This window comes from Bradyrhizobium sp. USDA 4454, from assembly GCF_054822705.1.
In genome coordinates this window covers 1,974,269-1,994,264 of sequence record NZ_JBTRCN010000001.1, presented here as the reverse complement: position 1 = coordinate 1,994,264, position 19,996 = coordinate 1,974,269, and the positions used below count along the sequence as shown (strand labels likewise).

The window sequence follows — 19,996 nt, the reverse complement described above, 5'->3', positions numbered from 1 at the left end:
AAATAACAGGTCAACGGGGATGGTGAACAAAGTGTTGCGAACGAGGTGAGCGCTAGTATCGAGAGGAGCAATCGCGGCGAAGCAGTCCATTCGGTCTGCATATGCTGCTCACTGGATCACCCGCGAAAGCGGGTGATCCAGTATTCCAGAGGCAGCAGTGCTTGAGCCGAGAGGCCGCGGCGTACTGGATCGCCCGGTCAAGTGACCGGGCGATGACAGCGGAGAGTGGTGAGTGGACGGTTCTTCCTGGTGAGATGGATTGCTTCGCTTCGCTCGCAATGACGGCGTATCGGCGATTCTTTCAAACAAAATGGCCGGGACTTGGTCCCGGCCATTGTACTCTCTGAACGACGTGATCGCTTACGCCTGGCTCGAGATCTCCTTGCCGAGCGCGGCCTGCGCTGCCGCGAGACGTGCGATCGGCACGCGATAGGGCGAGCATGAGACGTAGTCGAGCCCGACCTCGTGGCAGAACGCGACCGAGGCGGGATCGCCACCATGCTCGCCGCAGATGCCGACCTTGAGGCTCGGCCGCGTCTTGCGGCCGCGCGTCACGCCGATCTTGACGAGTTCGCCGACGCCGTCGCGATCGACCGAGATGAACGGATCGATCTCGAGGATGCCCTTGGCGACATAGGTGCCGAGGAAGCTCGCGGCGTCGTCGCGGCTGATGCCGTAGGTGGTCTGCGTCAGGTCGTTGGTGCCGAACGAGAAGAACTCGGCGGTCTCGGCCACCTCGCCGGCCATCAGGCAGGCGCGCGGCAGCTCGATCATGGTACCGACTTGGTAGGTCAGCTTGACGCCGGTTTCCTTCATCACCGCGTTGGCGGTCGCATCGATCCGCGCCTTGACCAGATCGAACTCGGCCTTGGTCGCGATCAGCGGCACCATCACCTCGAGACCAACCGGCTTGCCGGTGCGCTTGCCGGCTTCGACGGCGGCCTCGAAGATAGCGCGCGCCTGCATCTCGGCGATCTCCGGATAGGCGATCGCGAGACGGCAGCCGCGGAAGCCGAGCATCGGGTTGAACTCGGACAGTTCGCGGGCGCGATCGGCGAGCCGGCGCGGATCGGTGTTCATGGCGCGCGCCACTTCCTCGATCTCGGCCTGGGTGTGCGGCAGAAACTCATGGAGGGGAGGATCCAGAAGCCGGATCGTGACGGGCAGGCCCTTCATGATCTCGAACAGCTCGACGAAGTCGGCGCGCTGCATCGGCAGCAGCTTCGACAGCGCGGCACGGCGCGACTGCTCGTCCTCGGAGAGGATCATCTCGCGCACGGTACGGATGCGGGTCTCCTCGAAGAACATGTGCTCGGTGCGGCAGAGGCCGATGCCCTCGGCGCCGAACTTCACCGCGGTGCGCGCGTCATCGGGCGTGTCGCCATTGACGCGGACGCCGAGCTTGCGGACCTCGTCGGCCCAGCCCATCAGCGTGCCGAACTCGCCGGACAGCTCCGGCTCGATCATCGGCATGCGGCCGGCCAGCACCTGGCCGACCGAGCCGTCGATGGTGATGACGTCGCCGGTCTTGAAGGTGCGCGAACCGACGCTCATGGTGCCGCGGCCGTAATCGACGCGGATGGTGCCGCAGCCGGAGACGCACGGCTTGCCCATGCCGCGCGCGACCACCGCGGCGTGCGAGGTCATGCCGCCGCGGGTGGTGAGAATGCCTTCCGCGGCGTGCATGCCGTGGATGTCTTCCGGGCTGGTCTCGATGCGGACCAGGATCACCTTGCGTCCGTCGGCCTGCAGCTTGGCTGCCTCATCCGACGAGAACACGATCTCGCCCGAGGCCGCGCCGGGCGAGGCCGGCAGGCCGGTCGCGATCACGTCGCGCTTGGCGGCTGGATCGATGGTCGGGTGCAGCAGCTGGTCGAGCGAGGCCGGATCGATCCGCGTCACCGCGTCCTTGCGCGAGATCAGGCCCTCATTGGCGAGCTCGACGGCGATGCGCAGCGCCGCCTTGGCGGTGCGCTTGCCGCCGCGGGTCTGCAGCATCCACAGCTTGCCCTGCTCGACCGTGAACTCCATGTCCTGCATGTCGCGATAGTGCTTCTCAAGCAGCGTGTAGATCCGCGTCAGCTCCTTGAACGCGGCCGGCATCGCGGCTTCCATCGACGGCTTGTCGGAGCCGCTCTCCTGGCGCGCCTCCTCGGTGATGTCCTGCGGCGTGCGGATGCCGGCGACGACGTCCTCGCCCTGCGCGTTGATCAGGAACTCGCCGTACAGCTTGCTCTCGCCGGTCGAGGGGTTGCGGGTGAACGCAACGCCGGTCGCCGAGGTCTCGCCCATGTTGCCGAACACCATCGCCTGCACGTTGACGGCGGTGCCCCAGGACTCCGGGATGTCGTGCAGCTTGCGATAGGTCACCGCGCGCGCGTTCATCCAGGATGAGAACACCGCGCCGATCGCGCCCCACAGCTGGTCGTGCGGATCCTGCGGGAACTCGCGCCCGGTCTCCTTGGCGACGGCCTCCTTGTACTTGCCGACCAGTTCGACCCAGTCGTCGCCGGTCAGATCGGTGTCGAGCGAATAGCCCTGGCTGTCCTTGAAGGTGTCGAGGATGTCCTCGAAATGATGATGCTCGAAGCCGAGCACCACGTCCGAATACATCGTGATGAAGCGGCGATAGCTGTCATAGGCGAAGCGGCGGTCGCCGGAGAGCTCGGCGAGCGCTTCGACCGTGCGGTCGTTGAGGCCGAGATTGAGCACGGTGTCCATCATGCCCGGCATCGAGGCGCGGGCGCCCGAGCGCACCGACACCAGCAGCGGGTTCTTGGCGTCGCCGAAGGTCTTGCCGGTCAGCTTGCCGACATAGTCGAGCGCCTTCTCAACCTGTGATTTCAATTCCTTCGGATAGGTCTTGTCGTGCTCGTAGAAATAGGTGCAGACCGAGGTCGGGATCGTGAAGCCGGGAGGCACCGGAAGGCCGAGATTGGCCATTTCCGCGAGATTGGCGCCCTTGCCGCCGAGCAGGTCGCGCAGCGTCGCCTGGCCCTCGGCCTTGCCGTCGCCGAACGTATAGACCCACTTGCCCGCCTTGATCGCAACCGGGGCGGCCTTCTTCGGAGCGGCCACCGCCTTCGCCGGCGCCTTGCTGACGGGCTTTGCAGCCGGTTTGGCGGCGGCTTTCGGCGCGCCCTTCGGGGCGCTCTTCTTCAGCGCCTTGCGCGCCGGAGCCGCCTTGCGGGCGGCGGCGGAGGGCTTTGATTTCGCTGCAGTTTTCTCGGCAGTTTTCACGACAATTTTCTTGGACTTCGCGACGGCTTTGGCCATGTCAGACAACAATCCGAAAAGAGGGGTCGAAGATGCGCGCCTTACACCATTTTGGGGGGTTCCGCGCAAGCCGCGAAACCCGGCTTTCCCGCTACAGGTGGAGCCAGCGCAGCAGGCCCATTCCGACGAGGCCGACGAAGATCAGGTAGATCGCAACGATGTAGTTGAGAAGCCGCGGCATGATCAGGATCAGGACGCCTGCAACCAGAGCCACGATAGCAGGCAGATGCCCAGCGGTGATGGTCATTGAAGTTTTCTCCGGCGGTTTTTTGGAGGAGCGAATCGAGCGGCAGTTTATCCGCTGAGGCAGGTTCCCACATCAAGACGTCTGGACGGCAACGGGTTCCCGCAGCTCACGAAAATTGCTCCAAATTGCCGCGTATATGACGGTCGTTTTTCGGAACATCACCGCCGCCGATGCATTGGCTCGCCGTGCGCATCGGCGAAAGCCGGCGCGCCATAAAGAATGGAGCGAGCCATGCGAAACAGAATACTTGCCGTTGCAGCGGTTGCTGCCGCGATCACGGTGCCGGCTGTTGCCGCACAGGCCCAGACCGTTGGCGTCGTCCGCGGTGGCCCGCCGGTTGCGGTCGAGGATGACGAGGGCATTGCGATCGAGCAGCGCCCCGCGTTCCGCGAATACATCGTGCGCGAGCGCGTGCCGAATTACACGGTTCCGGATCGCGTCGTGGTCGGCACCGTCCTGCCGGACGCCGGCGTGACCACGTACGACGTGCCGCAGCGGTTCGGCGCGACGCCGTATCGCTACACCGTCGTGAATGGCGAGACCGTCCTGGTCGAGCCGCGATCGCGACGGATCGTTCAGGTGGTCGACTAGAGCAAATTCGGCACGATCGCGTGAACGAGCAGTCCGGGCGCCGCGCGAGCGGATGTGCGCGAAGGTCGACCGGACCAGAAAGCCCCGCCTGGCCTCCCCTCCAGGCGGGGCTCTTCTGTTTTGTCGGGACGAATTTTGCTGGCCTATGACTTCAGGATCGAGAGCAGCGCCGAGGTCGACTTGTAGCTCTTGATCGCGGCGTCCTGGAAATCCTGGGTCCAGTTGGTGGCCTGGCGCTCCTCTGCACTCATCGAGGAATATTGCTTGAGGATGCCGAGGGAGAACTGACGAGGATCGCCGGCGGTCTGGCTCTGCTTCAGCGCATCGAGCACCGCAAGGCGGGTCCGCGTGTTGAGCTCCTGCTTGGCCGCGAAGATCTCCTCGCCTGAGAACTTCTTGTCCTGGTTCAGCGAGATCGCCGACAGCGAACGGTTGTCGAGCGTGGTGAGATCGGCGAGATTGGCGCGAGGGCGATTTCTTAAGAAATCGTTGATCCGGCGGGACCTTCGCAGGGCATGGTTAACAAATTGCAAATCATGTCCAAATATTTCCAACGTCGCGCAGCGCTGCGGCGGTGGCCTATCTGTCAACGACCCAGGCGTGGCGGCGCTGCGTGAAGACCGATTGCGACGGCGCGGGAAAATCCGGGTCCGCGAAGGCGCCGACCGCAACGCCGATCAGGTCCGGCGCGCGCCCGGGCTCCCAATAGACCGACGATCCGCAATTCGGGCAGAAATGAAACACCACTGGAGACCCGCTGCCGCCGATGCGGCTGTATTCGCGCGCCTCGCCCTGCGGCGCGACGTCGGCGCGAGGAAAGAACGCGGCGACACCATAGGTGCTGCCGGTTCGCTTCTGACACTCCAGGCAATGACACAGCGATACCCTGGTCGGCTCGCCATGACAGGTGACGCGAAGCTGTCCGCAGGCGCATGTCGCAAGCCTTGCCATTATCGCCTCCCCTTGCTGGCGACCAGCCGGTGAATGACCTTGCCGGACGAAGCGCTGACGACCTCCGCGTCGAGCAGCAATTCGGCGCTCGTCAGCTCCGTCCGCACCAGCGCCGCGTCAAAGGCCGCATAGAGCCGGCCGTGCGCATCGCGCGCATCGTCGCCTCTGGTGACGCGCCAGCTCAGATAGAACACGCCGCCGGGCTTCACGAGCTCGAACATGCGCCGGACCGACGGCGCGATCAGCGCGTGATCGAGATGCATGATCACGGTCTCGCACAGCACGTTGTCAAAGCTGCCAGGGGCGATGCCGGATAACGCGGGCAGTTCGGCTTGTGCAAAGCGCAACCCCGGATAGCGGGCGCGGGCCTCGTTGAGCAGGCCCTCGGAGGCGTCATAGCCTTCGGCAGGAAAGCCATTGGCGTTGAGCCAGGCCACCTCGCGGCCGCTGCCGCAGCCGATATCGGCGGCCGCACCACCCTTGATGAAGAAGCGCCCGACGATCTCCTGCAGATCGCGAGGGGCCGGCTGATCGTGCCAGTCCTGCGCAAACGCCGCCGCTTCCTTGTCGTAAGCGGCGAGCGTCGCGCGGTCCATCGGTCAGCCTTCGATCCTGGAGAAATCCGCCACCGCACGCGTTGCGGCGCGGATCTCGTTGAGCAGTTTTAAGCGGTTCTCGCGCACCTTCGGATCGTCGTCGTTGACCTTGACCTTGTCGAAGAACGCATCGACCGCGGGACGCAACTTCGCCATCGCACTCATCGCGGCGGCAAAGTCTTCCTTGGCGACGGCGGCGGAGGCCTCGGCCTTCACCTGTTCGATTGCCTTCGCCAGCGTCTTCTCTTCGTCGAGCTTGTAGAGCGCGGCATCGGGCGCGCCGTCGAAGGTCCGCTTGTCCTTCTTCTCCTCGATGGCGAGGATGTTGCTGGCGCGCTTAGTGCCGGCAAGCAGGTTCTTGCCGTCGTCGCTGTCGAGGAATTTGCCGAGCGCTTCGACGCGGCGAACGACGAGCAGGAGATCGTCCTGGCCGCCGAGCGAGAACACGGCGTCGACGAGATCGTGGCGTGCGCCCTGATCGCGCAGCTGAACCTTCAGGCGATCGGCGAAGAACGCGAGCAGATCGTTCGGCAGCGTTTCGGCGTCGGCCTTGACCGATAGTCCGAGCAACGCGGATTTGGCTGCCTTCAGGATCGGCAAACGCAACGTGTTCTCGACGATCAGCCTGATCGCGCCCAATGCCGCGCGACGCAGCGCGTATGGGTCCTTGCTACCCGTCGGCTTCTCGTCAATGGCCCAGAATCCAGCAAGGGTATCCAGCTTGTCCGCCAGCGCCACCGCGACGCTCACCGGATCGGTCGGCACGCGATCGGTCGGGCCCTGCGGCTTCCAGTGCTCCTCGCTGGCGGCGGCGACGGAGGCATCCTCGCCCTGCGCGAGCGCGTAGTATTTGCCCATCAGGCCCTGCAACTCGGGGAATTCGCCGACGACTTCGGTCAGCAAATCCGCTTTCGCCAGGCGCGCGGCACGTTTGGTCTTCTCGACATCGGCGCCGACCAGCGGCGCAATCTCGGCGGCCAAGCGCTCGATCCTCTTGATCCGCTCCGCCTGCGTGCCGAGCTTCTCGTGGAACACGATCTGCTCGAACTTCGGCAGCCGGTCTTCCAGCTTGGTCTTCAGGTCGGTCTCGTAGAAGAACTTCGCGTCACTCAGCCGCGGGCGGATCACACGTTCGTTGCCGGCGACGATGGTCTTGCCGCCGTCGGGCGCCTCGATGTTGGCGGTCAGCACGAACTTGTTGGTCAGCTTGCCCGTCTTGGGATCCCTGACCACGAAGCACTTCTGGTTGTTGCGGATGGTGGCGCGGATCACCTCGTCCGGGATCGACAGAAATTCCTTCTCGAACGATCCCATCATCACGACAGGCCATTCGACCAGACCGGAGACCTCATCGACCAGCACCTGGTCCTCGACCAGTTCGAGGCCCTGCGCGAATGCCAGCTCCTTGGCGTCCGCGACGATGATGTCCTTGCGCGCCTGTGGATCGAGGATCACTTTGGCCGCTTTCAGCTTGGCCTCGTAATCCTCGAATCGGCGCACGGAAATCGCGCCCGGCGCCATGAAGCGGTGCCCATAGGTGGTCTGGCCGGCCTCGATGCCGTCGACCGAAAATTTCACGACATCGGGCTCCTCGGTTTCCAGACCGAAGGTCGCGATGATCGAGTGCAGCGGCCGCACCCAGGATAGCGAGCCTGATTTCGCAGAGCGTTCGCCCCAACGCATCGACTTCGGCCACGGGAAGGTTCGGATGACGACCGGCAGGATTTCGGCGATGACGTCGATTGCGGCGCGGCCGGGCTTTTCGATCAGCGCGATGTAGAAATCGCCCTTGGCATCCCTCTGGATCTTCGCTTCATCCAGCGACGTGAGACCGGTCGCTTTCAGAAAGCCCTGCACGGCCGCATCGGGGGCGCCGATCTTCGGGCCGCGACGTTCGGTCTTCAGGTCCGGCTGGCGCGCGGGAATGCCGTGCACGGTGAGCGCCAGGCGGCGTGGGGTCGCGAACGCTTTTGCACCCTCATAGACGAGGCCCTCGGCGACGAGCTTGTCGGTCACCATGCGGCGCAGATCGTCCGCCGCCTTGGCCTGCATGCGGGCAGGGATTTCTTCGGAGAACAGTTCGAGGAGAAGATCGGGCATCAGACCGCCCTGCCCGTTTCCGTGTGAATCCACGCCTCGCCGCAGGCCTTCGCGAGGTCGCGCACGCGGCCGATGTAGCTCTGCCGCTCCGTCACCGAGATGACGCCGCGAGCGTCGAGCAGATTGAACACGTGGCTCGCCTTGATGCACTGGTCGTAGGCCGGCAAGGCCATCAGATGTTCCTTTTGATTGCCTCCCTCGCGCCAGCCGGCGGCGAGATATTTGCGGCAGGCCTCTTCCGCCATCCTGAACTGCTCGAACAGCATCGCGGTGTCGGCGACTTCGAAATTGTGCCGCGAATATTCCTGCTCGGCCTGCAGGAAGACGTCGCCATAGGTGACCTTCTCGGCGCCCTCGCGGCCGTTGAAGTTGAGGTCATAGACCCGGTCGACGCCCTGCACATACATCGCGAGCCGCTCGAGGCCGTAGGTAAGCTCGCCGGACACCGGCGCGCATTCGACGCCGGCGACCTGCTGGAAGTAGGTGAACTGGCTGACTTCCATGCCGTCGCACCAGCATTCCCAGCCGAGACCCCAGGCGCCGAGCGTCGGGCTCTCCCAGTCGTCCTCGACGAAGCGGATGTCGTGGATGGCCGAATCGATCCCGATCGCGGCCAGCGACTTCAGGTACAGGTCCTGAAGGTTGGGCGGCGACGGCTTCATGATCACCTGGAACTGGTAGTAGTGCTGGAGCCGGTTGGGGTTTTCGCCGTAGCGGCCGTCCTTGGGCCGCCGCGACGGCTGCACATAGGCCGCGTTCCAGGGTTTTGGGCCCAGCGCGCGCAAGGTGGTCGCGGGATGGAAGGTGCCGGCGCCCATTTCCATGTCGTAGGGTTGCAGGATGACGCAACCCTGCTCGGCCCAGAACCGCTGGAGAGCCAGGACGAAGCCCTGGAACGAACGTTCCGGGCGCATGTGGTCAGGCAGGGCATCCATCGTTGGAATCGATCTCGCGAGGGGGTGTGAAAACGCGCGGGACCGTATCGGCGGCAGCCAATGGAATCAAGGCGATGGGGGTGACGTTCGTCATTCCGGGGCGCCTCGAAGAGGCGAACCCGGAATCTCGAGATTCCCCGATGCGCAATTGCGCATCTGAGGTTCTATGCTTCGCATAGCCCCGGAATGACGGCTGATATCTAGCCCGGGCGATAGGCCCCGGTCACGGGATCACGGCGCAGGGTCTTGATTTCGCTGGCACGCGAGGCCTCGGCCACGCGGGACAATCGCGCCTCTTCCAGTTCCTGGTTGATCCGGACGGCCGTCTTGTATGCCCAGCGGACCACGGCCAGGCCACCCAGGACGCCTGCGAATGCAATCAGCGGCGGCATCGGTCGATCCTTGTCGTTCACGTCTGTCAGGCCCCCAATGATGGGCATTCTCGCCCAACCAAGGCTGCGCCGCAATCGCGGTTTTGGGGCGAAATGGCGCGCTCACATCCGCGTGTTCAGAGCCCGAATCTCGCCCAAATCGCCCGTGCTTCCAGCGCCGAGATCAGATCATCCGGCAATCCGGCCAGGCCATCCAGCGCGGCCAGCGATCCCGCCCCCGGCGCCCTGCGGCCGAGCAAGCCGGACAGCATGCCGCTGGCGGGCGGGATCACCGGCGTCAGCACCTTCTCGCCATAGCGGGCTCGCAAGACCGAGCGGAGATCGCCGATGCTATCGGCGAGCCCGAGACCGATCGCGGTCTCGCCGGCCCAATACTCTCCGGTGAACAGCACGTCGTCGGCCGCCTTCAGGCGGCTGCCGCGGCTCTGCTTCACCAGGTTGATGAAGGTCGTGTGAATTTCGCGCTGGATCGTCTTCAGCCGGGCGACGTCGTCGGGGTTTTCGGGCAGGAACGGATCGAGCATCGCCTTGTGGCTGCCGGCCGTGTAGAGCCGCCGCTCGACGCCGATCTTCTTGATCGCCTCCTGGAAACCGAAGCTGCCGCCGACCACGCCGATCGAACCCAGGATCGATGACGGATCGCAATAGATCTCGTCACCCGCGCAGGCGATCATGTAGCCGCCGGAGGCCGCGACATCTTCCGCGAACACCAGCACCGGCAGCTTCTTCTCGGCCGCCAGTTGCCGGATGCGCAAATAGATCTGGCGCGACTGCACGGGCGAGCCGCCCGGCGAATTGATCACCAGCGCCACCGCCTTGGCATTACGCGTGCCAAAGGCGCGCTCCAGCATCTTGGCAACGCCGGAGAGCGTCATGCCGGGCCGCAGCGGCGTCACCGCGCCGATCACACCCGACAGCCGCACCACAGGCACGACCGCCGTGCCGCGCCGGAAACGTGCCGGCAACATTTCCTGTACGCGTTCGAGCAGTCCCGAACGTCCGCCGGAATGTCCGCGGCGATCACTTATTTGTTCGCTCATGCCACTACCTCGAATTAACCACTTTTTATCACGCCACTGTCATTGGATGCCGTGGAACGCGTTTTGCATTTTGTCATTGGGGAAGCAACGCGCGGGCGGAGAGGAAATCATGAAGATCTATCTGCTGATTATGCTGATCGGTACGTTGCTGATGGCGATTCGCTTCACCTCGACGCCGGAACGTCAGTCGGAAACGGCTTCGCAGTGATTTAGTGCCAGTCACGCGGGCAGCTCGCCTGTCCGTTAGCGCCGCGCCAGCGGCAATTCTCCCTTTCCAGCCAAGATCTCCTGCACCCATTTATTGGGCACGCCTGACTCTTCATTGAGCAGCAGCGCGGCATACAGTCGCGCCGGCGCCCGGCCGCCTTTGGTCGCCCGCACCAGGATTCGGATTGCCGGCGAGGCTGCCTCGCCGTGGAGGGGCAGGATCTCGAGACTGCCGAAGCCGCGCTCCAGCGCGCTCAGCACCTCGGCGATCCCGTCGGCCCGCCAGATCATCGCAAGCTGCCCGCTCGACTTGAGGATCCGCCGCGCCGCGTGGACCCAGCTGGCCAGCGTGGTCGCGGTCGCGACATGGGCGCGCTGGCGTACACCGTCCGGCGAGGCGCGGTGCCTGCCGGGATCATTGAACGGCGGGTTCATCAGCACGACGTCGGCGCTGTCGGGCCCGAGGCCCGCCGCATCGAAGGCTGCGGCACCGGCCTCGACATCGAGCACGATCACGTCGGCCTTGATCGCGTTGGCGGCGGCGTTATTCCGGGCCAGCTCGGCCAATCCAGCGTCGATCTCGACCAGGACGAGATCGGTCCCCCTCACCCGCCGCGCCACCGCGAGCCCGGCCGCACCGACGCCGGCGCCGAGATCGACGACGCGGTCGCCCGACCGCGCCGGCGTCGCCGCGGCGAGCAGGATCGCGTCATGGCCGGCCCGGTGCCCGCTGCGAGGCTGCCGCAGCCGCAATTGCCCGCCGAGGAATCCGTCCTCGGTGACATCTGCGGTCGGAGACTCCTTTTTTGACGCGCTTTCTTCACGCGAACCGGGGCCCACTTCGCTTGAAAACGCTCTAATCATCGGCCCGCAATTCATGGCCAAGGCCGGCGTCGGTCAGAAGCTGGCGGGCCTCGTGGTTGTCATCCTCATGCACCAGGATCCGCCGCGGCAGCACGCGCCGAGCGAGCCCTCGATGATGCTCATGTTCTGGTCCAACACCAGATGATGGATGTTAGCGCTGTCGAGCAGCGCGCCGATGGCGGAGACCAGCACCATGTCATTGGTCCGTACCAATTCCCGCAAAATACGCTCTCCTGTCGCCCCGGCTGTGCTGCGAATGCCTCACATGTCAATAACTTCGAGGCCTTGCCGCAAACCTTCGCAGTTTCTATTGTTATAGCTGAGCATAATGCGTATTCGGCAAAATTGGAGACCAGCGTGGCGGTTATTGTACCCTTCGAAAGCCCGTCCAATGCTTCGATCGACGGGCTGGTGGGACTTGTCGCCGCCGACATGGAGCGCGTCAACGCGACGATCATTTCGCGGACCGGCTCCGAGGTCACCATGATCCCAGAGGTCGCCAACCACCTGATCTCCTCCGGGGGAAAACGACTGCGCCCGATGCTGACGCTGGCGATGGCCCAGCTCTCCGACTACAGCGGCGACGGCCATATCAAGCTCGCCGCCGCGGTCGAGTTCATGCACACCGCGACCCTGCTGCATGACGACGTGGTCGACGAGAGCGAGCTGCGCCGCGGCAAATTGTCCGCGCGGATGCTGTGGGGCAACGAGGCCAGCGTGCTGGTCGGCGACTTCCTGCTCGGTCAGGCCTTCCGGATGATGGTCGAGGTCGGCTCGCTGCGCGCGCTCGACATTCTCTCCGCGGCCGCCGCCACCATCGCCGAGGGCGAGGTGATGCAGCTTGCCGCCGCCAAGAACACCGCGACCACCGAGGACGAATATCTCGCCGTGATCCGCGGCAAGACCGCCGAGCTGTTCGCCGCCGCCTGCGAGGTCGGCCCCGTGATCGCCAACCGGCCCAAGGCCGAGCAGACCGCGTGCCGCTCGGTCGGCATGAATCTCGGCATCGCCTTCCAGCTCGTCGACGACGTGCTCGACTATGGCGGCAAATCCGCAAAGCTCGGCAAGAATGTCGGCGACGATTTCCGCGAGGGCAAGATCACGCTGCCGGTGGTGCTTGCCTTCCGCCGGGGCAACGACACCGAGCGCCAGTTCTGGATCCGCGCATTGGAGCGCGGCGAGATCGGATCGGCCGATCTCGACCACGCGATCGGGCTGATGACCAAGCACCGCGCGCTGGAAGACACCATCAGCCGCGCCCAGCACTACGGCGCGATGGCGGTCGACGCGCTGGCGCTGTTCCCGTCATCGCCGATGAAGATGGCGCTGGAACAGGTCGTCGCGTTCTGCCTGGCGCGCTCGCACTAAGCTCGCCACACCGACTGTGTCGTCCCTGCGAAAGCAGGACCCATACTCCACAGCGGGTGTGGTGAACGCGACTCGTCGTTCCAGCATCGCACGACAATCACGCTTGGTGGTTATGGGTCCCTGCTTTTGCAGGGACTACACTAAGTATGTCGCACGGGATCGGGCAACTCTGAGCTGACGTCCCTCGCCCCCGCTCAAGCCGCGTCGTCCTGCGCCCGCGAGGTGGGGCGCGGGTCAGCGCGCCACGCTCGCCAGCACGAGATCGACCATTTCGGGTGCGAGACCGAGATAGTTCCGCGGCGAGGTCAGACGCTCGATCGTCGCGCGGTCGATGCGCGAGGAAATTCGCGGATCGGCCGCGAGCGCATCCGCAAGCGAGACGTGCTGCTCATTGGCGCGGCGGCAGGCGTCGTAGACGACGTCATGCGCGTCCTGGCGGCCAAGTTGCGGCGCGAGACCCATCATCACGGCTTCCGCCACGATCAGGCCGCGGCTGATGTCGAGATTGGTCGCCATCCGCGCCTCGTCCACGATCAGACCGCCGAGCGCGAACTTGGCCTGATGCATGGCGCCGGCGGTCAGGACGAAGCTCTCGGGTATCGCCATCCATTCGGCGTGCCAGGGTCCGGTCGCGCGCTCGAAATCCTGGATCGTAGCGTCGAGCATCAGGCCGGCATGCTGGCGCACGCCCTTGGCGGCCGCCAGCATCAGCTCCGACGAGATCGGATTGCGTTTCTGCGGCATGGTGGAGGACGCGCCGCGGCCCTTCACGAACGGCTCATAGAGCTCGGCGAATTCGGTCGAGGCCATGATCATGATGTCGAGCGCGATCTTGCCGAGCGAGCCGGTCACCAGCGCAAAGAAGTTCACGACTTCGGCGAGCCCGTCGCGCGCCACGTGCCAGGTGGAAACGGGCACACCAAGGCCGAGCTCTTCGCAGAGCGCCTGCTGGACCTCGAGACCTTTGCTGCCCAGCGACGCCAGCGTGCCGGCGGCGCCGGCGAACTGGCCGACCAGCACTCGTGGCTTCAGCTGCGCGAGCCGCTCCGCATGGCGATCGAACATCGCAAGCCAGATCGCGCATTTGTAGCCGAAGGTGACCGGCAGCGCCTGTTGCAGATGGGTGCGGCCGGCCATCGGCGTATCGCGATGCCGCTTCGACAAATCTGCGAGGATTTTGCGCAGCTCCGAGATATCCTGCTCGATGATCTCAAGGCCGTCGCGCACCTGCAGGATCACGGCGCTGTCCATGATGTCCTGCGTGGTCGCGCCCCAGTGCACATAGCGGCCGGCTTCGCCGCATTGCTTGGCCATCTGATGCACCAGCGGCAGGATCGGATAGCCGACGATGTCGGTCTCCTGGCGCAGCAGATCGAAATCCAGCGCCGCGACGTCGGTCCGCTCTGCGATCGCCTTGGCCGCATCGGACGGAATGACGCCGCAGCGCGCCTCCGCCTTGGCGAGCGCGATCTCGACCTCGGCGTAGCGGGAGATCAGCGAATAGTCCGAGAAGATCTCGCGCATGGCCGGCGTGCCGAAGGCGTCACGAAACAGGATCGAGTCGAGGACTGTCGTGGCGGTCGGAACGGTGGCGCGCATGGAAACCTCCTAGGGTTTACGGCCGGTATTTTTATGTCCGGACATAATCCTTGTATGATCGGCGACCTGATCGAGCAACGCTACGGCCGGCGCATCGCCGAAATCCGCCAGGACGTCCAGGCGGTGCCGCTGACTTGCACCATAGGCGATGTCGTCCTGGCGAAAGCCAGGACCCATAACCACCGCAATTGATCGTGAACAGGATCGTGGCCCCAGCGTCGTGCAACAATGCACTTTTGGGGTAATGGGTCCCGGGCCTTCGCCGGGACGACACCGAATTTGTGGTGCGAGTAAGAACCCTACTCCTCCACCGGCACCCAGATCTCCAGCCCGCCATTGCCGGTGTTCTTGTCGAAGGTCTCGTCGTAGCGCTCGAAGTTCGGCGCGTCCGCGACCTTCATGCCGGATTGCGGCAGCCACCTGTTCCAGATCGTGTTGACGGTGCGGCGGATGGTCGAGATGTGGTCCTTGTGGGTGAACACCAGGTATTTGTGCGCCGGGATCCGGACGCGCGCGAACTCCCGCGGCAGGTCGGAGAAATCGGCGACCTCGACACCGGCGATGTAGTCGAAATTGCCGGCGTCATCGCCGTTGCAGCAGACGCCGTAGGCGACGTTGCCGATTTGGCGCGGAATATACGCGCATTGCTGGTGGAAGCCATGCCACTGGTTCGGAATGCCGGCCGTGCTGTCATTAGCGTGGTTGTAGCGCTCACCGACACCGGCGACGAGAAACGCCTTGCCGGTCACGATGCGCGGCGGATCGATGTGGTCGAGAGCGGTCGAGATCATGGTGATCGGCTCCTGCAGCTTGAGCTTGGTCAGGCACGTCGTCGCGCGCACGGCTTCGGGCGTGACGCCGAAATGATCGCGGAACGCGCGGGTGAACGCTTCGTGGGAGCCGTAATCCGCATCCAGCGCCAGCGTGAGGATGTCGGGCGCACCGGCCGCGAGCTCGCGTGCGGCCTCGCTGAGACGGCGCGCCCGCACGTAGCGCATCACCGAGAACCCGGTCGCCTCCGCGAACGCCCGCACCAGATGGAAGCGCGAGACGCCGGCAACGGCCGCGATGTCGTCGAGCGTCAGCGACCTGCGGAGATGGCTTTCGATGTACCAGAGCGCCTTCTGGGCTGGATTCATGGACGACGGCTCTCCTGCAAAGCTCGGGCATCATGCATGGTTGCGACCTGCGGCGCTTGACAGTCCTTGCTGCGCAGCCGCGAAACCCTGGTTCCGCTCAGCGAAATTTTAGCCCAAAGCCGTCGCTGGCAACAATGTTGCAATCGTGCATACTCGCAGTTGCATCGATCCGACGGCTCATCAAGCTGCCGAAAATCAAGACTGCACGAGCCGCGGTCAGCATGTCAGGGAGGACAATGATGCACCACCAACGCTTGAGCTATGCCAATCGCGTCAAGTCGGCGGCGCTTGCGGGGCTGTTGACGATCGCCGTCGCAACCGCCGCCAGCGCACAGAAGAAATACGATCCGGGCGCGACCGACACCGAGATCAAGGTCGGCAACATCATGCCCTACTCCGGCCCGGCATCCGCCTACGCCACGATCGGCAAGACGGAAGCGGCCTATTTCAACAAGCTCAACAGCGAAGGCGGCATCAACGGCCGCAAGGTCAACTTCATCTCCTATGATGACGCCTACTCGCCGCCGAAGATGGTCGAGCAGGCGCGCAAGCTGGTCGAGAGCGACGAGGTGCTGTTGATCTTCAATCCGCTGGGCACGCCGGGCAACACGGCGATCCAGAAATACATGAATGCCAAGAAGGTGCCGCAGCTGTTCGTCTCAACCGGCGCTGCCAAATGGAACGATGCGAAGAATTTTCCGTGGACGATGGGCTGGCAGCCGAGCTACCAGGTCGAGGCGCGCATCTATGCCAAATACATCCTCGACAAATATCCCGGCAAGACCATCGGCGTGCTCTACCAGAACGACGATTTCGGCAAGGACTATCTGATCGGCCTGCATGAGGGGCTGGGCGATGCCGCCAAGAAACTGATCGTCGTCGAATCCTCCTACGAGACCTCGTCGCCCACGGTGGATTCGCAGATCGTGCAGATCAAGGGCGCCAACCCCGACATCTTCGTCAACATCGCAACGCCGAAATTCGCGGCGCAGGCGATCAAGAAGGCCGCCGAGCTGGATTGGCATCCGGTGCAGTTCCTGACCAACGTCTCGGTCTCGATCGGCGGCGTGATGAAGCCGGCCGGCTACGAGGCGAGCCAGGGCATCCTGTCGACGCAGTATCTCAAGGATCCCAAGGACCCCGAGTGGAAGAACGATCCCGCCATGGTCGAGTGGCGCGCCTTCATGACCAAATGGTATCCCGAAGGCGATCTCGACGATGCGGCGACCGTGTTCGGCTACGGCGTCGCCAAGGGGCTCGAGCAGGTGCTGCGGCAATGCGGCGACAACCTCACCCGCGAGAACCTGATGAAGCAGGCAGCCAGCCTCAATTTCGAGATCGGCATCTATCTGCCCGGCACCAGGATCAAGACCGGGCCGGACGACTATGCGCCGATCGAGCAATTGCAGATGATGCGCTTCAAGGGCGAGAGCTGGGAGCGGTTCGGTCCCGTCATGAGCGGCGAGAAGAGTTCTTAAGGGTCTTCCGCCACAACTTTGGGCTTCATGATGCCCGGCACCGCGCCGGGCATCCACGTCTTCGACACGATTCACGCGCAGGTTTTTCGCAAGCAAGATTTGCGATGGCCGGAACCGGGCGATCAGCCCGGCGCCATACTAGGACAGGCTGTCCGGCCACCGCGACTCAAAGGCACATCCTGCGATCGGAAGGACAACAACAATGAAAATCACCGACGTCCGCGCCCACCATATCCGCATTCCCTATGACGCAGGCCCCGCGAGCTTCCGCCAGGGTGCGTCCGCGATCTCCGCGCTCGACATGGTGCTGGTCGAGGTGTCGACCGATGCCGGCCTGACCGGGTGGGGCGATGCCTTCGCCTATGTCTGCCCGAGGACGAGCTGCACCGCGGTCGCCGAGATGATCGCGCCGCAGGCACGCGGCCTCGAGGTACCGGATGCGGCCAGGATCCCTGCCGCGATGGAGCAGATCCAGCGCAATCTGCATCTGTTCGGCCGCTACGGCATCACGATGTTTGCGATCTCGGCGCTCGACATCGCACTGTGGGATCTCGCCGGCAAGGTGAAGGGCGTGCCGCTGCATCAATTGATCGGCGGCGCCAAGCGCAGCGCGATCCCGGCCTATGCAAGCCTGATGCGGATCGGCAATCCCGCGCATATCGCTGCCGAATGCAAGAAGGCGATCAAGCTCGGCTACTCCGCGATCAAACTGCACGAGACCACCGTGCCCGCGGTATCAGCCGCGCGCGAGGCGATCGGCCCCGGCGTGCCGCTGATGGTCGACATGAATTGCCCGCTGGATGGGCCGGCGGCAATTCAATTTGCGCGCGACTGCAAGCAGGCCGCGCCGCTGTTTCTCGAGGAGCCGGTCTGGCCGCCGGAAGATTTCGCCACGCTCGCCGAAGTACGCAGAGAGGGCCGGCTCGATATCGCGGCCGGCGAGAACGCCTGCACCGTGCATCAATTCCGCCAGATGATGACCGCGGGCGCGGTCAGTCACGCGCAGCCGTCGGTGATCAAGGTCGGCGGCGTCACCGAATTCCTGCGCGTTGCCGTGCTCGCCGACGAGTTCGGCGTGCAGGTGATTCCGCACTCGCCCTATTTCGGGCCGGGCTTCCTCGCCACGCTGCATCTGATGGCGATCCGCGATGCCGGCCTGATCGAAATGTTCTTCATGAAGCGCCCCGCCTGCCTGTGGGGCGACCGCATCGCCGTCGACGCCAATGGCCATGTCGCCGTGCCCCAGGGCCCCGGGCTCGGCTACGAGCCGGATCGCGACGTGATGGAGACGTATCGGGTGGCGTGACCGAGCGTCACTCCAACCCCGTCATTGCGAGGAGCGAAGCGACGAAGCAATCCGTGGTTCTGCATGCACGGTGGGATGGATTGCTTCGCGGAGCCTGTCATCTGGCGGCGCTTCGCGCCGACCAGGTGGCTCGCAATGACGGTGGACTACTTCGTCCCGTCCTTCGCCGCAGGCGCCGCATCCTTTGCCGGCGGCGCGTCGGCCTTCTTCTTCAGATCCTCGGCCAGCTTGGCCTGCGCCGCCTGCAGATCGGTGGCGAGCTTTTGCAAATTTGCCACCATGCTCTGCAAGCTCGCGATCTGCCGGTTGGCGGCGTCGAGCTTCTGCTGATGATCCGACGTGAGCTTGCCGATCGTCTTCTGCAGAAAATCCACGTTGCTCTGCAGGCAGCTGGTGCGCCGCTCCATGGTTTTCTCGACGGTGCAGATCTCGATGCCGGGAACGTCCTGTGCATGCGCGGTTGTGACAACGCAGAATGCAATCGACGTGAGCAGGACAAGAGTGGAACGAGTGGCCATCGACATCCTCAATCACATGCGCCATTCACAGTTTTGTGCTCGCGGCGCTGAAAGCAAGGCAGACATACCACACTGAAACCGCATTCGAGCGGTGTGCTTCACCCATTACGGGGACTACTCGTGGGGACGGGGGGCCTTCGGAACTTGTTTGGTTCGAACCCTTGGTGGAGACAGATCACATGGCGACGCGCGAAAAACGTCTGGCGCAATTCGATGGCAATGGCGAACCTTCGCCGGAGCAACGCGTGGAAGTGCTTTGTGAGGATCACAGCGGGACGTATCAGCTGCCGTTCGCCTGCCGCTTCGTCGACGGCCAGTGGCGCAATGACACGACAGGTGGCGCGCTGGAGGCCAACGTCATCGCCTGGCGGAAGCCGCGCGAGAAGCAACCGTTGGCCTGAGCCCGTGAGGCGCCGCTCTTGCGCATGGTCCTTCGGGACCATGCAAGCTGTTTCAAAACGCGACGCGCACGCGCTGCGCTTTAAGATTCGGAACGCGGATGGAACGAACCGCGTCCGAATCACTGATTGAGCGACGTACTCCGTTGTTCACGGCTAGATGTGGTCATCAGCCCAAGACGGCGCACCACATACAGAAGCATGACGATCGGCCGCAGCCAGCGGCCGACAACAAAGGTTAATTCCTCCGCGGACGACATTTGCGGCCCCTCCTCTCAATCATCGCTCGCGATCATTTCCACGGCGTGATCGGCGGCACGGTCTCGGTCGCCGGCGGCACATCCACGGTCTTGAAGTCGGCGGGACTGACGATCTCGAGGTATTCCATGTCCTTCGAGTAATCGAACAGGTAGTGGGTGATGCCGGGGCGCTGATGGATGACATCGCCGGCCTCGACCAGCGTCTCCTTGTCCTCGTACATGAAGCGGGCCCAGCCCTTGGTCATGATGACGATCTGAAAATCGCACAGATGCTTGTGCCAGCCGGTGCCCTCTTCCGGCGGCATGTCGGGATTGGCCTTGACCAGGTGGCAGATCACCTGCCCGCCGGTGGCATCGGCGATGCCAAGGTCGCGATACAGGAAGAAGTCGCGCAGACCTCCGCCCTTGAACTCGGTGTCACCGGGTTTGACGTGGGAGAATTTGCTGACGACGGCGTGCTGGTTCATTTCAAGCCTCCACGGTTCTCGTTTTCGCGAGATCGCGGCGCGGCTCAGCGTCCAAATTTTCGGCAGCGTCGCATCGTCGCGGTCACAGCTCGATTGTTGCTATGCGAAATCCTTGCCAGCCCGGTTGAGCGGCGGCGATCGGTCTCGTCACGCGCGGTCGCCACATCGGAAGCTTTTGGCGTGAGGCACATATTTGCGCTCGGACGCCCTCGGGCGCGCCCGATCTGCGCCGGCAATGCCCGACGCCGGCGGCACGTCCGTTGA

The 19,996-nt window shown here is 64.2% G+C and carries 19 protein-coding genes and 2 pseudogenes; 6 read left to right on the top strand and 15 right to left on the bottom strand.

Annotated elements, in window-relative coordinates; translation table 11 throughout:
* Window positions 1-360: 360 nt before the first annotated feature.
* Entirely contained in the window at window positions 361-3,276 is a 2,916-nt protein-coding gene (ppdK, locus tag ACVIW0_RS08955; protein ID WP_461351985.1) for a pyruvate, phosphate dikinase, read from the bottom strand.
* A 91-nt stretch (window positions 3,277-3,367) separates the two neighbouring features.
* Complete coding sequence (locus ACVIW0_RS08950; RefSeq protein WP_076865695.1) at window positions 3,368-3,523, bottom strand: DUF3096 domain-containing protein; 156 nt, start codon at window positions 3,521-3,523, stop codon at window positions 3,368-3,370.
* A 231-nt stretch (window positions 3,524-3,754) separates the two neighbouring features.
* Here ACVIW0_RS08950 and ACVIW0_RS08945 point away from each other — a divergent pair, with 231 nt between their 5' ends.
* Window positions 3,755-4,114 (top strand): DUF1236 domain-containing protein, encoded by a 360-nt coding sequence (locus ACVIW0_RS08945; protein WP_461351984.1) that lies wholly within the window; start codon window positions 3,755-3,757, stop codon window positions 4,112-4,114.
* Between the two features lie 143 nt (window positions 4,115-4,257).
* On the opposite strand, the pseudogene ACVIW0_RS08940 reads toward ACVIW0_RS08945, so the two are convergent.
* From ACVIW0_RS08940 to ACVIW0_RS08900, 9 genes and pseudogenes are all read right to left on the bottom strand, one after another.
* Window positions 4,258-4,572: pseudogene (locus ACVIW0_RS08940) on the bottom strand (hypothetical protein); the annotation flags it as partial.
* Window positions 4,573-4,693: 121 nt separating this feature from the next.
* Window positions 4,694-5,065, bottom strand: a complete 372-nt coding sequence (locus ACVIW0_RS08935; protein ID WP_461351983.1) for a GFA family protein — start codon at window positions 5,063-5,065, stop codon at window positions 4,694-4,696.
* Window positions 5,065-5,661, bottom strand: coding sequence for a class I SAM-dependent methyltransferase (locus ACVIW0_RS08930; protein ID WP_461351982.1), 597 nt, complete (start codon window positions 5,659-5,661; stop codon window positions 5,065-5,067). The genes ACVIW0_RS08935 and ACVIW0_RS08930 overlap by 1 nt, the downstream gene beginning before the upstream one ends.
* A gap of 3 nt (window positions 5,662-5,664) precedes the next feature.
* Window positions 5,665-7,761 carry a glycine--tRNA ligase subunit beta gene (gene glyS, locus ACVIW0_RS08925; RefSeq protein WP_461351981.1) on the bottom strand — a complete coding sequence of 699 codons (2,097 nt, stop codon included), beginning with the start codon at window positions 7,759-7,761 and terminating at the stop codon, window positions 5,665-5,667.
* Window positions 7,761-8,696: a glycine--tRNA ligase subunit alpha gene (locus tag ACVIW0_RS08920; RefSeq protein WP_461351980.1), complete on the bottom strand. Its 936-nt coding sequence runs from the start codon at window positions 8,694-8,696 to the stop codon at window positions 7,761-7,763. Before ACVIW0_RS08920 ends, glyS begins: the two co-directional genes overlap by 1 nt.
* Window positions 8,697-8,896: 200 nt before the next feature.
* A complete protein-coding gene (locus ACVIW0_RS08915; protein ID WP_021080015.1) occupies window positions 8,897-9,088 on the bottom strand; it encodes a hypothetical protein in 192 nt (63 codons plus the stop codon).
* Between the two features lie 116 nt (window positions 9,089-9,204).
* Complete coding sequence (locus tag ACVIW0_RS08910; RefSeq protein ID WP_461351979.1) at window positions 9,205-10,128, bottom strand: S49 family peptidase; 924 nt, start codon at window positions 10,126-10,128, stop codon at window positions 9,205-9,207.
* Between the two features lie 243 nt (window positions 10,129-10,371).
* Entirely contained in the window at window positions 10,372-11,175 is an 804-nt protein-coding gene (locus ACVIW0_RS08905; protein WP_461357281.1) for a tRNA1(Val) (adenine(37)-N6)-methyltransferase, read from the bottom strand.
* A 16-nt stretch (window positions 11,176-11,191) separates the two neighbouring features.
* Window positions 11,192-11,421 (bottom strand): annotated as a pseudogene (locus ACVIW0_RS08900) (putative signal transducing protein).
* A 135-nt stretch (window positions 11,422-11,556) separates the two neighbouring features.
* On the opposite strand from ACVIW0_RS08900, the gene ACVIW0_RS08895 reads away from it, so the two are divergent.
* Window positions 11,557-12,567 (top strand): polyprenyl synthetase family protein, encoded by a 1,011-nt coding sequence (locus ACVIW0_RS08895; RefSeq protein ID WP_461351978.1) that lies wholly within the window; start codon window positions 11,557-11,559, stop codon window positions 12,565-12,567.
* Window positions 12,568-12,801: 234 nt separating this feature from the next.
* Here the strand turns inward: ACVIW0_RS08895 and ACVIW0_RS08890 are convergent, their stop codons facing one another.
* Window positions 12,802-14,166, bottom strand: a complete 1,365-nt coding sequence (locus ACVIW0_RS08890) for a class-II fumarase/aspartase family protein (RefSeq protein ID WP_461351977.1) — start codon at window positions 14,164-14,166, stop codon at window positions 12,802-12,804.
* A gap of 54 nt (window positions 14,167-14,220) precedes the next feature.
* Between ACVIW0_RS08890 and ACVIW0_RS08885 the strand changes: the two genes are divergently transcribed.
* A complete protein-coding gene (locus ACVIW0_RS08885) occupies window positions 14,221-14,358 on the top strand; it encodes a hypothetical protein (protein ID WP_461351976.1) in 138 nt (45 codons plus the stop codon).
* 107 nt (window positions 14,359-14,465) lie between these two features.
* On the opposite strand, the gene ACVIW0_RS08880 is transcribed toward ACVIW0_RS08885, so the two are convergent.
* Window positions 14,466-15,305, bottom strand: coding sequence for an AraC family transcriptional regulator (locus ACVIW0_RS08880; RefSeq protein ID WP_461351975.1), 840 nt, complete (start codon window positions 15,303-15,305; stop codon window positions 14,466-14,468).
* A 236-nt stretch (window positions 15,306-15,541) separates the two neighbouring features.
* Here ACVIW0_RS08880 and ACVIW0_RS08875 point away from each other — a divergent pair, with 236 nt between their 5' ends.
* The gene (locus ACVIW0_RS08875; RefSeq protein WP_461351974.1) at window positions 15,542-16,783 is read left to right on the top strand and encodes an ABC transporter substrate-binding protein; all 1,242 of its coding nucleotides are present in this window, start codon (window positions 15,542-15,544) and stop codon (window positions 16,781-16,783) included.
* Window positions 16,784-16,985: 202 nt separating this feature from the next.
* Window positions 16,986-18,089: a mandelate racemase/muconate lactonizing enzyme family protein gene (locus ACVIW0_RS08870; RefSeq protein WP_461351973.1), complete on the top strand. Its 1,104-nt coding sequence runs from the start codon at window positions 16,986-16,988 to the stop codon at window positions 18,087-18,089.
* 146 nt (window positions 18,090-18,235) lie between these two features.
* On the opposite strand, the gene ACVIW0_RS08865 is transcribed toward ACVIW0_RS08870, so the two are convergent.
* Window positions 18,236-18,607 (bottom strand): hypothetical protein, encoded by a 372-nt coding sequence (locus ACVIW0_RS08865; protein WP_461351972.1) that lies wholly within the window; start codon window positions 18,605-18,607, stop codon window positions 18,236-18,238.
* Between the two features lie 179 nt (window positions 18,608-18,786).
* Between ACVIW0_RS08865 and ACVIW0_RS08860 the strand changes: the two genes are divergently transcribed.
* Window positions 18,787-19,008 carry a hypothetical protein gene (locus ACVIW0_RS08860; protein WP_456753266.1) on the top strand — a complete coding sequence of 74 codons (222 nt, stop codon included), beginning with the start codon at window positions 18,787-18,789 and terminating at the stop codon, window positions 19,006-19,008.
* Window positions 19,009-19,297: 289 nt separating this feature from the next.
* On the opposite strand, the gene ACVIW0_RS08855 is transcribed toward ACVIW0_RS08860, so the two are convergent.
* On the bottom strand, window positions 19,298-19,732 hold the full coding sequence (locus tag ACVIW0_RS08855; RefSeq protein WP_461351971.1) for a cupin domain-containing protein: 435 nt from the start codon (window positions 19,730-19,732) through the stop codon (window positions 19,298-19,300).
* Window positions 19,733-19,996: the final 264 nt, after the last annotated feature.

Excerpts from the sequence above, each read along its gene's own strand:
- ACVIW0_RS08945 (WP_461351984.1), top strand. The coding sequence starts at position 3,755 with ATGCGAAACAGAATACTTGCCGTTGCAGCGGTTGCTGCCGCGATCACG.
- ACVIW0_RS08885 (WP_461351976.1), top strand. The coding sequence starts at position 14,221 with ATGATCGGCGACCTGATCGAGCAACGCTACGGCCGGCGCATCGCCGAA.
- ACVIW0_RS08910 (WP_461351979.1), bottom strand. The coding sequence starts at position 10,128 with ATGAGCGAACAAATAAGTGATCGCCGCGGACATTCCGGCGGACGTTCG.
- ACVIW0_RS08930 (WP_461351982.1), bottom strand. The coding sequence starts at position 5,661 with ATGGACCGCGCGACGCTCGCCGCTTACGACAAGGAAGCGGCGGCGTTT.
- ACVIW0_RS08875 (WP_461351974.1), top strand. The coding sequence starts at position 15,542 with ATGATGCACCACCAACGCTTGAGCTATGCCAATCGCGTCAAGTCGGCG.
- ACVIW0_RS08855 (WP_461351971.1), bottom strand. The coding sequence starts at position 19,732 with ATGAACCAGCACGCCGTCGTCAGCAAATTCTCCCACGTCAAACCCGGT.
- ppdK (WP_461351985.1), bottom strand. The coding sequence starts at position 3,276 with ATGGCCAAAGCCGTCGCGAAGTCCAAGAAAATTGTCGTGAAAACTGCC.
- ACVIW0_RS08880 (WP_461351975.1), bottom strand. The coding sequence starts at position 15,305 with ATGAATCCAGCCCAGAAGGCGCTCTGGTACATCGAAAGCCATCTCCGC.
- ACVIW0_RS08865 (WP_461351972.1), bottom strand. The coding sequence starts at position 18,607 with ATGGCCACTCGTTCCACTCTTGTCCTGCTCACGTCGATTGCATTCTGC.
- ACVIW0_RS08890 (WP_461351977.1), bottom strand. The coding sequence starts at position 14,166 with ATGCGCGCCACCGTTCCGACCGCCACGACAGTCCTCGACTCGATCCTG.
- glyS (WP_461351981.1), bottom strand. The coding sequence starts at position 7,761 with ATGCCCGATCTTCTCCTCGAACTGTTCTCCGAAGAAATCCCTGCCCGC.
- ACVIW0_RS08860 (WP_456753266.1), top strand. The coding sequence starts at position 18,787 with ATGGCGACGCGCGAAAAACGTCTGGCGCAATTCGATGGCAATGGCGAA.
- ACVIW0_RS08950 (WP_076865695.1), bottom strand. The coding sequence starts at position 3,523 with ATGACCATCACCGCTGGGCATCTGCCTGCTATCGTGGCTCTGGTTGCA.
- ACVIW0_RS08915 (WP_021080015.1), bottom strand. The coding sequence starts at position 9,088 with ATGCCGCCGCTGATTGCATTCGCAGGCGTCCTGGGTGGCCTGGCCGTG.
- ACVIW0_RS08935 (WP_461351983.1), bottom strand. The coding sequence starts at position 5,065 with ATGGCAAGGCTTGCGACATGCGCCTGCGGACAGCTTCGCGTCACCTGT.
- ACVIW0_RS08870 (WP_461351973.1), top strand. The coding sequence starts at position 16,986 with ATGAAAATCACCGACGTCCGCGCCCACCATATCCGCATTCCCTATGAC.
- ACVIW0_RS08920 (WP_461351980.1), bottom strand. The coding sequence starts at position 8,696 with ATGGATGCCCTGCCTGACCACATGCGCCCGGAACGTTCGTTCCAGGGC.